Genomic DNA, 8,470 nt, shown 5'->3' with positions numbered 1-8,470 from the left:
CACGGCTGATGCACTCGCTGCAATGAAGACAGTCATGCTCAATCGGGCATGGGATCTCTATTGGGTTGATCGGCAAACTCTGCCTCTCGCTACTAATCCTTAACCCAGACCTTCTAGCCGCTAACTCGATGCCCGCCTCTTTGAGCAGCTTGACAACGCCCCTACCAACAAAACCTCTGGCTCCGACAACAGCTACGGTGTCTCCCTCTTGAGCGAAAGACTCGACTAAGCGATAGATGGTCTCTGAGGTAGCTGAGGTTGAGAAGTATGGGTTATCTGTCCGCATCCCGTCGAGGTCTTTCTCGAAGCCAATCAGATCGAAGCTGTCACGAAGATCCTTTGGGACAGGATTCTGGACGATGATACCAACTGTGTTGGGGTTGCTATTGAGCTGTGTAAGCAACCTATTAAATTCTTTTACGGAGGTCTCTTGAGGTAGCAGTAGGCTTTCAACGTTGCAATTAAGGTGCTGAAAGGTTTTTATCTTGCTTTCTGTTGAGTATCGAGCTGCTTCATATTGCGGCAGCATATCGATATGTTCGTTAATGCCAGGTGCAAAGCGAACAATTTTGATGTTCTTGTCTGCTAAGTTGCTGCGGTAAACCTCACACCGTTCTTTGACCGAAGGCAGAATCTCTCTACCACGTACCTCATCCATTAAAAATGGTAGTTCCGTATATGCCGGTGTCTACTTGTTCTCCCAAGCCTAACTCTAAGGCTGGGAATAGGGTGTTAGTTTGCTCTAAGTGGATGTAGATATCATTTTCGAGCTGAGTGGGATATCCTGAGTCCCATTCAAATTGGAATTTCCTGAAGAATTCAGGATCATACTGATTCTCGTATGTTGGTCGCTCTGAGAATCGGCCATAATGCTTCAACCAATTCACCTTTGCAACATCCGAGCCTAGATAACCTTGAAGCCCCACTGCGACGGCATTAACGACAGCCTCGAAATCACGGGTGATACTTGTATTGTCTTGATTGCTGGCAATCTCTGACAGGACAACAATGACCTGCTCCTCTCGCTCGTCCCTGTAAATCCTCAGCAAACAATGGCTAGAATCTCCTACCTTCCAGTGAAAGATCGTCTCTACCACAGGTGTTAGCTTGTCTGTCTTGACGACTTGATTAACCATTGGCTGATCTCCTAAATCCGGGTATCGATGCTTGAGCCTTGTCCTGATACTTGTGGATCGCTTGGGGCATCCAGTCTGCCCAGCCTTGCGCCATTCCATCATACCCGTGACGCCCCTCGTAGAGCTGCTGCAGCTCCTGCGCCCACTGACCATAGTTAGAGCGACCGATTTCACCTTCAGATGTCTGCACGTAATCCACCAGCACCTGAGGGTTCAGCCCTATCTCCCGGCCACCGGCCAAGCACTGAAGAAAGTACTCGTAGTCACAGAACACGCGATAGTCAGGATTCCAGTGGGGTGCCCCCTGGCGTCGGTGGGTGAACCCGTTGCTATCGAATAGCGATCGCTGAGCAATCAGGTCCGAGATTGTGTCATCTGCCTGGGGTGAGATGAAGGGCTTTCCTGTTTTGACCACCTGCCCCTCGTGGATCACGTCCCGCCGTCGCCACTGCTGCGGCAGACAGCCGAAGTGATCAGGGTATTGCTTGAACCAGTGCAGGATGTTGGCAATGAACTCGGGCCTCAGCTCGTTGTCATCATCGAGATAGCAGACGAGATCGCCCTGAGCCGTATTAATCCCTAAACTGCGGGCAATGCAAAGGCCAAAGCCCTCTTTAGGGTGATCGATTTCGATGTAGTGGGTGTGGAAGGGAAAGCTTGAGTTTTGCAGTAGGTCTCGGGTGGTGAGGTCTTTGCCGTCGTTGATGACGACCCACTCAAAATCGAGGCAGGTCTGATTGAGAAGGCTCGGGAGTGCGATCGCTCGGAGCAGATCAGGGCGGTGATGGGTGGCGGTGATGATGGATAGGTTGAACGGCAGTCCTCCTAAGCTTTCTTGTTATGTTCTGAGACTAACAGCTCTGCTAAGGATCTTGGGGCTGCGGCCTTCGGCTTAGCGATCGCTTGGGCTACAGGCTTCGTTCGAGGTGCCGCAGTCTCTCTGACGATTGGCTCGGGTGCGAGTGGGTTATTCTTGGCAAAATCTGCAGCTTGGGCTGCTGTAACCACTGGCCTTGAAACACCCTGGCGTTTCTCTGTAGGGGGCTGCTTTGCCTGAGTGATAAGTGTATGGGTTGGACTCTCTGGCCTTGCTTTTTGAGCAGGCGTCGGTTTTGCCTCTACCAGCTTATCGTTTGCTGCCTCTGACGAGATGGCACTTGATGAATCTGCTGTAATCTTCCGACGTAAAGCATTTGCTGTTAGGGCGATTGCCGCCTGCAGTGTGGCTAGGGCAAAACCCAGGAGTAAGGTGTTTGTGGCTAGATCGAGAATATGTAGCATGGTGTCTCCTTCACGCTGTAGAGATGCGCGGTGGTTTCAGTTTGGTTGCAAAGCTGTGTTTGTTATTCCGGTGTTTTCCGGGCCGGTGATGTTTTGAAAGACGCCATCACTGGAAGCGTTAGCCTATTTTCGCTTGGATGCTTTGGAGATACAAGGGGTAAGCGATCAGGGATTTTGGCAAAAGCAGAATGTGCTTATAAGAACTGCTGATTTAAATTTGAGCTGGCGTTTTTATCTGGATTGAGTGGATTCGGTATTAGGCTCGATGGGACGATATATGTCTTCTTTGGTAGGTAGGAGAAGGTAGGCTAGAGATAGGGTGATGATTGCTACTGTCAATGCTGCAGTTATTCTCTTTACCCCCTGATAAGGAGCTTCTTGTAAAAAATCAGCGATGCTCTCATCTGCTGCGGGGTCAATTATCTCGATGCTCTCATCCGGGATAAGGAAGCCTGCCTCAAATTCAGCGTAGATGCTGGTCTTGCGTGTAAGCGGTTTCACTTTTTTGATAACATCTGCTGGAATCGGCGTGGGCATAACGCTCCCTGGCGAAAACCCCCAGTATTGGCCGTCGATAAAGACCGGATTGCTCCATCCCAGTTTGTGCAGCTCAGCTCTTAATTCGTCTGTCATGGGACCATTATCAGCAACTCTTCTCCTCTTCTGAAGCCTCCCCTTGCCTCTCTTGTGCCCTCTCCCGCGCTGCCACGGCCCTAGCTTCAGTATTTCTCTGGTTCCACTGCTGTCGGGTCTCGTCGGGGTCTGTGGTCCGGGGTGGGGCGAATGTTCGGCGGCTGTAGTTGCCTCTGCCTTCTTTGGCTTTCATGTTGGCTCCATGCTAGTTTTTGACGTTGAGGGTTATCGGCCCCCCTGAAGGCTGTGGGCGATACTCAAACGGAGGCTTTTGCGCCCTGAGCCAAGCGTTCGCTCCCATGATGCCGATAGCAAGACCCAATGCCATACCGAGGGCTAAACCTATAAGATCACGTTGCAGTGATAAATAACTGACCACTTTGGCTCTCATGCTAATTCTCAGTAGTTGATTGTTTTTGATGCTTCTTGACTTTCCCTGCTAGAGTTTTGAGTTGAGAGCGCAGCTCTTCAATACTGTGACATAACCTTTGCTCCTCTCCTCTGAGGGCGCTTAGAACAGCAGTCCGCGACATCTCCTTTACAGCTTTCCAGAGCAATTCATTGGCCTGCTGCGGCTTGGCTTGAGCGGCATTTGCAAGCAAGCTAGAGATTAGCGATCTTTGAGTTTCTGGCAGCAGTTCCAGGTTGATATCAGCTTGCGTATGAGTAGCAGGGCTGTGCTTAATAGCCTGCATGGTATACCTCACACGGTCTGATCTTGACTGGGATATCTTTGAACTGCAGGTGAGCGGAGTAATATCTCCAGGCATCATCACAGGCTCGAAGCTCAGCTCCTGGCTGCACTAGGTTTTCGTTGAGGGCTTGAGCGTTGTTTGCAAGTTGTCCCAGTACGCTATCGAAAGGGACCGGAGCTTTTTTGACCTGATCGTTGATTCGGAATTGTGCCATTTGTCTTTCCTTGGGTCTTTCTAGTTATCTATTGCAGCTTCGACTTAGAGCTGTCTGTTTACGCTGCATCCTCCAGATAAAAGTTTGCTGCTGGTCCCTTGGCCGCGCCCTGGGAAACGCTAGCCCACGCCCTGAATAGCTCTTGGTCTCCGGCTGTCCACGGCAGCATCCGCCTGATGTCTGCCAGCGCTTCCCTGGCCTGCCAATGTTCCGTAAATCGTCCTTCGAGTACAGCCCAGTTGCAAAGCACAATGTCTCTGAGTTGTCTGGCTTGATGGGGCGTGAGCTGCCCTGAAATGGTAGGCAAGTCCTCGTCGAGGCAAAAGCCGATTAGGTCATCGCGGGTATAGCCCGTGACTTGCTTGAGCAATCGCCAGTCAACCCCCGTCGTCCTGGGGCTGCTGCTGCTGGCCGACCGCTGATACTGCCGCCAGCTTTCTGCGGTAGCGCGGTGGTAGGCATCAGGCTCTAGCAAGGATTCATTGATTGCGATCGCATCTTTCTTGAGCGGTGCGATCACCTGGACAAATGCTATCGAATGCCGCTGAACTCTGGTATCACTGAAACTCATGCCCTCACCCCCTGAGCTGCCCGAACGTTAGCGATCGCTTTTTCTGCAATGGCCCTCCAGTCATGGACGCTCTCCGTTTTCACGAAGATGCGCTGACCTGCTAGCCAAATCTTGCAGAAGAGTACAGATTCTTCTTTCCCTGGATCAGCTTCAATCGTGATTTGTTGCTTCAGTTGTTCGGGCGTCAGGCTTGCGATCGCAAGTAGAAATCCCTTTGAGAAATTGGAGTTGTAGCCGCTTTCGATGAGTATGGAGCGGTGAGCTTTGATCTTGATATGCAGCTTTCTGCACTCCTTGTTGCGTCGTTCTACCTCTGGGAATTCGATGGCCTTGATGTAGCAAACGATTGCTTCTCTGGCTTCTACTGGCTCCCCGTCTACCAAGGAAAACCAGCGCTTAGTACCGTTGCCCCTGTGGGCGTAAAGGGTTAGTAAGCTGGGGCTGTCACAGAATCCTAGTGCTTGCATGGCTTTAAGCCTCCATTGATTTGATTGCGACTGTTGCATGGCTTGCTGAACACTCCAGCAGATGAAAGACTCCAGGCGGACAGTAGTAAACTGCTGTATGCCAATCGATCCGGCCCGCGAAAAGCAAATCGTTGATGAGAGTTGCGATCGCAACTGCGATTGCATGTTGTGGGTTGGTCTGAAGTCGTGGGGGTAAGGTAGGAGTCTGCATATCATTGGTTCCTTTTGTAGGGTCGGAATAGATAGAAATTTCGGCGTTGAGTGGCAGCAATGCCTACGGTTGCGATTGCCGAAGGCAGGCCAAGGGCCATCGCAAGTGCCAAAGCTGCGATAATCACGAGCCGTCGTATTCCGAGGGCAGCATGAGCACTCCCTTGTCCACGAATAGCTCTAGTTCAGGCAGGGGAAAGGCTGTAGAGCGGACTTGACGGCCAAACTCTGGGGATTTGTTGAGCCTATCCTTGTAGCAAAACAGGATGGGAGTGCTGCCATTGTGAAACTTCCAGCATTGGAACGTCTGTAGTTCTTTGCTTTCCGTGATGCTGGAGCCTTTTTGATGAGTTGCGATCGCAAGAACTAACCACTCCATCTCAAGCTCTTCAACCATGTATAAAAGTCCATCGGTGTATAAAAGCCCAGTGAAATGTTTATGGCGAGTGGGGCTAGGCAAGAACTGCCTGAGCCGTTGCTCAAGTTCTTCTGGTTTCATGGGTAATCCTCAGTAGTGCCCTTGTAGTGCTGGGCGTGGGTATTGCTGGGGGGCACTATGGCCCCCGATGGCTTTAGTGTTCGGAGGGAAGCAATAGCGTTCCTTGCTCCAGGTAGAGCTTTATCTCAGGCAAAATGAAATCCGTCATCGGTATGAGCTGAGTGATCACAAGTTCACAAGTGCTGGGGCTGTCTTCGTAGCAGGCCAGAACTGCGCTTTTGTCCTCGTTGACTGTCAGCAACCAGAGCTGAAACTGTTGCAAATCAGGGTTGTATATAATCTGATAGCTCTTCTGGTGACTTGCGATCGCATCAATGAGCCAGTGACACTGGGCATCCTCGGCTAATATCTTGATGCCGTCTGTGTAAGTGATTCCCAGTGGATGCTGGTGCCATTGCTCGGTGCCGGTGCAATGCGCGAGGTTTTGCTGAAGCGCTTCTGCGGTAATCATGTATATTTCTCCTGTCCCTTGTAGCGATGGGTTTACTGCATAGATGTGGCTCATGGCCCGCCTATGCTTCGCCTTGGTTTTGTTGAGTGGCGCAATAGTGTTCGTCAATTGTCTGCATCTTGCTGAGGTATAGCCCGAGTGCTCTTTGCCATTGCGGAATGAGGTGCTGCTGTTCCCACTGTGTGGGTTGCTTGATGCCCTTCTCGAAGCTCAAAAGGTTATCGATAACCCGCTGACAGTCTTGAACAATGCCCTTTGCGCCATGAGCTATCCAGCGCTTGTCACCATTGGCAGAGAGCTTTTGCTCAAGTTCAGAGCCAGTATCGTCTTCACTTGTCAGAGCTAGAAGCTCTTCAATCGAGTGAGAGAGGGTGTTGATAAAATCCGTGGCTTTCATTGGTAAGTCTCCTGTTCCCTGTAGCGATGGGTTTACGGAAGTGATGCGGCGGGGGCACCGTGGCCCCCTGCTTGTTTTAGTAGCTCCGAAGGAATCGAACGAACTCTGGCGAATCGTTCATGTAATGCGGGTCTAGCTCCAAACAAGCATCGAAGTAGTTGGCGATAGCTTGCTCTGGTGAGCTGCCGGTACTGACTGCAAATATCTCAGGGTCGTCGTTTGAATCTGAGGCAGTCCAGGTGCATGGAATGGGAGCGGCTTTGACATCAATCACGTGTATTCTCCGGTAGTCCCCTTCTGTAGTGCTGGGGTTGTTCTGAAGTGTGGCGGCGGGGGCACCGTGGCCCCCTGATATTTAGAATTCGTCGTCAAGGGCTGCGATACGGTCGTCGGCTGCGGTCTTCCACTCAGAGCAGTAGAGTTCGATTAGGTTGGGGCTGACGCCGCCGATGGTGCAATTGGCTTCGACCCAGGCTTTGATGCGGCCAACGTAGCCGCCTTTGCGCTCACAGGCGAAGAGGTAATCTTCACGAACCATGCGACCGTGATCGCGGTCGAACTGCTCGACGCAGGCAGTGACGGAGAAGAGTTGCGACTGCTTGGCTGTTGCAGGGGCGAGGGAAATAGTCATAATTGGTAAAGCTCCTGATTAGTCTTGGGAGTGCATTGGCATCGCTTGTTTCTTAGCGGGATTGGGCGGTGCCTTTGCTGTATGTATACATAATAGCATCTGAAGCGATATATATATCGCTTAAATGGTTTTTGTAATATTCATTTACAGTTTTTGTTTATGCTAGGATTCTGGTGTTGAACCGAGATATATAACGTGCCGAATCCTGCGGGATATCCCCAAACCTTGAAAGTGCCAGATCGGGCTGATAATACTACTGGCAAATTGGCTAAAAAGCCTGTGTCTGTTTTGTTGTCTGAAAGGTTAGACACAGCAGTTAGAAAACTGCCAAATAGAACAGCTTGGCTCCGGCGAGTGATTTGTGAGGCTGCTGAGCGTGAGGGATTGATATGACTCAGGCAACGCCCGAAAGGCTCGATCGCATAGAGGCGATGTTAGAGAGGCTTGTAAATGTTCAGTCCAATCACCAGGAGACCTTGGATCGACTCGTTGAAGCACAGTTGGCAGGTGATGTTCTGAGAGGGCAGATTGCCCAGCAAACGATGCAACTCAAGAGGGCTGTGGATTATCTGATGAGTAAGGACGGCGAGAGCGGATAGTGGACCCACAAGAGTTCATCCACTCCGAAGGTCTTGAAGTCGTATTGTCAGCCGCTATAGAATATGCCGACACACAAGCCAGCCTCTATGGTTCTCTGGGCGATGCCGCCAACTATCGCTACTGGGTTAAGGTCTGGTGGTCGCTCACTTCAGCTTGCGATTGCCGAAGGCAGGCCAGGGGCCATCGCATCGCTGGCTTCTTGGGCGTAGGTGTTCATTCCAGGCTTTCTAGCAGTATCTGAAATTGCTTCTGTTCCTCTTCACTCAATAGAAATTCAGGGGCAACTTTCCAGTTTCCGTAGACAGCTCTCCTGTTATCAATGGTTACGGATTCGATGTAGTCGAATGTGCCTGGATCGTCTATGAACAGACTGATCTTGTAATTATCAACGGTAAAGTCAAATAGATCACCAGATATGCAGCTTTGGAAGGGAGTATCAAATACTAGCTGGGCGTTCTTCTCGCCAGATATCAATTTTCGCAGAACTTCTGCAACCTCTCTCGGTCCAATCTGACAATGATTATGCTGCAGATCGGCATCAGAGTACAGCGACGGATCAGGTGTTTAGGGTACATCGGAACAGAAAACAACGCTAAGGCTGCAGCGCTTTGACAGCATAGGTTTCAGGCGTTATTTTTCGCCTTTTTCAGAGCACCTAAATCGATGTATCTCTTTCTATGTATAG

General features: G+C 50.7%; 20 protein-coding genes. 2 read left to right on the top strand and 18 right to left on the bottom strand.

The features are described from left to right. From C1752_RS27570 to C1752_RS27495, 17 genes are all read right to left on the bottom strand, one after another. A partial coding sequence (locus tag C1752_RS27570; RefSeq protein WP_146242475.1) for a tetrahydrofolate dehydrogenase/cyclohydrolase catalytic domain-containing protein occupies positions 1 to 658 on the bottom strand: 658 nt, incomplete at its 3' end. Continuing rightward, on the bottom strand, positions 651 to 1,136 hold the full coding sequence (locus C1752_RS27565; RefSeq protein ID WP_110989244.1) for a hypothetical protein: 486 nt from the start codon (positions 1,134 to 1,136) through the stop codon (positions 651 to 653). The genes C1752_RS27565 and C1752_RS27570, both read right to left, overlap by 8 nt. Further along, the gene (locus C1752_RS30650; RefSeq protein ID WP_503413837.1) at positions 1,129 to 1,896 is read right to left on the bottom strand and encodes a glycosyltransferase family 2 protein; all 768 of its coding nucleotides are present in this window, start codon (positions 1,894 to 1,896) and stop codon (positions 1,129 to 1,131) included. The genes C1752_RS27565 and C1752_RS30650 overlap by 8 nt, the downstream gene beginning before the upstream one ends. A gap of 65 nt (positions 1,897 to 1,961) precedes the next feature. Beyond that, positions 1,962 to 2,417 (bottom strand): hypothetical protein, encoded by a 456-nt coding sequence (locus C1752_RS27555; protein WP_110989242.1) that lies wholly within the window; start codon positions 2,415 to 2,417, stop codon positions 1,962 to 1,964. A gap of 231 nt (positions 2,418 to 2,648) precedes the next feature. Next, positions 2,649 to 3,050 carry a hypothetical protein gene (locus C1752_RS27550; protein ID WP_110989241.1) on the bottom strand — a complete coding sequence of 134 codons (402 nt, stop codon included), beginning with the start codon at positions 3,048 to 3,050 and terminating at the stop codon, positions 2,649 to 2,651. A 10-nt stretch (positions 3,051 to 3,060) separates the two neighbouring features. Continuing rightward, positions 3,061 to 3,243, bottom strand: coding sequence for a hypothetical protein (locus C1752_RS28790; RefSeq protein ID WP_110989240.1), 183 nt, complete (start codon positions 3,241 to 3,243; stop codon positions 3,061 to 3,063). 12 nt (positions 3,244 to 3,255) lie between these two features. Next, complete coding sequence (locus C1752_RS27540) at positions 3,256 to 3,441, bottom strand: hypothetical protein (RefSeq protein WP_110989239.1); 186 nt, start codon at positions 3,439 to 3,441, stop codon at positions 3,256 to 3,258. Position 3,442: 1 nt separating this feature from the next. After that, positions 3,443 to 3,745, bottom strand: a complete 303-nt coding sequence (locus C1752_RS27535; RefSeq protein ID WP_110989238.1) for a hypothetical protein — start codon at positions 3,743 to 3,745, stop codon at positions 3,443 to 3,445. Then, positions 3,732 to 3,959, bottom strand: coding sequence for a hypothetical protein (locus C1752_RS27530; protein WP_110989237.1), 228 nt, complete (start codon positions 3,957 to 3,959; stop codon positions 3,732 to 3,734). Before C1752_RS27530 ends, C1752_RS27535 begins: the two co-directional genes overlap by 14 nt. Before the next feature lie 58 nt (positions 3,960 to 4,017). Beyond that, a complete protein-coding gene (locus C1752_RS27525; protein ID WP_110989236.1) occupies positions 4,018 to 4,530 on the bottom strand; it encodes a hypothetical protein in 513 nt (170 codons plus the stop codon). After that, entirely contained in the window at positions 4,527 to 4,997 is a 471-nt protein-coding gene (locus tag C1752_RS27520; RefSeq protein ID WP_146242474.1) for a hypothetical protein, read from the bottom strand. The genes C1752_RS27525 and C1752_RS27520 overlap by 4 nt, the downstream gene beginning before the upstream one ends. 4 nt (positions 4,998 to 5,001) lie before the next feature. Beyond that, a complete protein-coding gene (locus tag C1752_RS28215) occupies positions 5,002 to 5,208 on the bottom strand; it encodes a hypothetical protein (RefSeq protein ID WP_146242473.1) in 207 nt (68 codons plus the stop codon). 123 nt (positions 5,209 to 5,331) lie between these two features. Next, the gene (locus C1752_RS27515) at positions 5,332 to 5,706 is read right to left on the bottom strand and encodes a DUF6876 family protein (protein ID WP_110989234.1); all 375 of its coding nucleotides are present in this window, start codon (positions 5,704 to 5,706) and stop codon (positions 5,332 to 5,334) included. A 73-nt stretch (positions 5,707 to 5,779) separates the two neighbouring features. Beyond that, positions 5,780 to 6,157 (bottom strand): DUF6876 family protein, encoded by a 378-nt coding sequence (locus C1752_RS27510; protein ID WP_110989233.1) that lies wholly within the window; start codon positions 6,155 to 6,157, stop codon positions 5,780 to 5,782. A gap of 61 nt (positions 6,158 to 6,218) precedes the next feature. Continuing rightward, on the bottom strand, positions 6,219 to 6,554 hold the full coding sequence (locus tag C1752_RS27505; protein WP_110989232.1) for a hypothetical protein: 336 nt from the start codon (positions 6,552 to 6,554) through the stop codon (positions 6,219 to 6,221). A gap of 76 nt (positions 6,555 to 6,630) precedes the next feature. After that, positions 6,631 to 6,828, bottom strand: a complete 198-nt coding sequence (locus C1752_RS28785; RefSeq protein WP_110989231.1) for a hypothetical protein — start codon at positions 6,826 to 6,828, stop codon at positions 6,631 to 6,633. Between the two features lie 81 nt (positions 6,829 to 6,909). Beyond that, positions 6,910 to 7,185, bottom strand: coding sequence for a hypothetical protein (locus tag C1752_RS27495; RefSeq protein ID WP_110989230.1), 276 nt, complete (start codon positions 7,183 to 7,185; stop codon positions 6,910 to 6,912). Between the two features lie 389 nt (positions 7,186 to 7,574). Here C1752_RS27495 and C1752_RS27485 point away from each other — a divergent pair, with 389 nt between their 5' ends. After that, a complete protein-coding gene (locus tag C1752_RS27485; protein WP_110989228.1) occupies positions 7,575 to 7,784 on the top strand; it encodes a hypothetical protein in 210 nt (69 codons plus the stop codon). Positions 7,785 to 7,828: 44 nt separating this feature from the next. Beyond that, positions 7,829 to 8,026 carry a hypothetical protein gene (locus C1752_RS28210; RefSeq protein WP_233501917.1) on the top strand — a complete coding sequence of 66 codons (198 nt, stop codon included), beginning with the start codon at positions 7,829 to 7,831 and terminating at the stop codon, positions 8,024 to 8,026. On the opposite strand, the gene C1752_RS30600 is transcribed toward C1752_RS28210, so the two are convergent. After that, positions 7,999 to 8,259, bottom strand: coding sequence for a DUF7693 family protein (locus C1752_RS30600; RefSeq protein ID WP_110989227.1), 261 nt, complete (start codon positions 8,257 to 8,259; stop codon positions 7,999 to 8,001). The two genes, C1752_RS28210 and C1752_RS30600, sit on opposite strands and share 28 nt — an antisense overlap. Positions 8,260 to 8,470: the final 211 nt, after the last annotated feature.

The sequence above is a fragment of the Acaryochloris thomasi RCC1774 genome (assembly GCF_003231495.1).
GTDB lineage: Bacteria > Cyanobacteriota > Cyanobacteriia > Thermosynechococcales > Thermosynechococcaceae > RCC1774.
This window is presented reverse-complemented; position numbering and strand designations above follow the sequence as displayed.

Bases quoted from the DNA above. Each gene is read 5' to 3' on its own strand.
- C1752_RS27565 (WP_110989244.1), bottom strand. From the start codon at position 1,136: ATGGTTAATCAAGTCGTCAAGACAGACAAGCTAACACCTGTGGTAGAG.
- C1752_RS27555 (WP_110989242.1), bottom strand. From the start codon at position 2,417: ATGCTACATATTCTCGATCTAGCCACAAACACCTTACTCCTGGGTTTT.
- C1752_RS27550 (WP_110989241.1), bottom strand. From the start codon at position 3,050: ATGACAGACGAATTAAGAGCTGAGCTGCACAAACTGGGATGGAGCAAT.
- C1752_RS28790 (WP_110989240.1), bottom strand. From the start codon at position 3,243: ATGAAAGCCAAAGAAGGCAGAGGCAACTACAGCCGCCGAACATTCGCC.
- C1752_RS27540 (WP_110989239.1), bottom strand. From the start codon at position 3,441: ATGAGAGCCAAAGTGGTCAGTTATTTATCACTGCAACGTGATCTTATA.
- C1752_RS27535 (WP_110989238.1), bottom strand. From the start codon at position 3,745: ATGCAGGCTATTAAGCACAGCCCTGCTACTCATACGCAAGCTGATATC.
- C1752_RS27530 (WP_110989237.1), bottom strand. From the start codon at position 3,959: ATGGCACAATTCCGAATCAACGATCAGGTCAAAAAAGCTCCGGTCCCT.
- C1752_RS27525 (WP_110989236.1), bottom strand. From the start codon at position 4,530: ATGAGTTTCAGTGATACCAGAGTTCAGCGGCATTCGATAGCATTTGTC.
- C1752_RS27520 (WP_146242474.1), bottom strand. From the start codon at position 4,997: ATGCAAGCACTAGGATTCTGTGACAGCCCCAGCTTACTAACCCTTTAC.
- C1752_RS28215 (WP_146242473.1), bottom strand. From the start codon at position 5,208: ATGCAGACTCCTACCTTACCCCCACGACTTCAGACCAACCCACAACAT.
- C1752_RS27515 (WP_110989234.1), bottom strand. From the start codon at position 5,706: ATGAAACCAGAAGAACTTGAGCAACGGCTCAGGCAGTTCTTGCCTAGC.
- C1752_RS27510 (WP_110989233.1), bottom strand. From the start codon at position 6,157: ATGATTACCGCAGAAGCGCTTCAGCAAAACCTCGCGCATTGCACCGGC.
- C1752_RS27505 (WP_110989232.1), bottom strand. From the start codon at position 6,554: ATGAAAGCCACGGATTTTATCAACACCCTCTCTCACTCGATTGAAGAG.
- C1752_RS27495 (WP_110989230.1), bottom strand. From the start codon at position 7,185: ATGACTATTTCCCTCGCCCCTGCAACAGCCAAGCAGTCGCAACTCTTC.
- C1752_RS27485 (WP_110989228.1), top strand. From the start codon at position 7,575: ATGACTCAGGCAACGCCCGAAAGGCTCGATCGCATAGAGGCGATGTTA.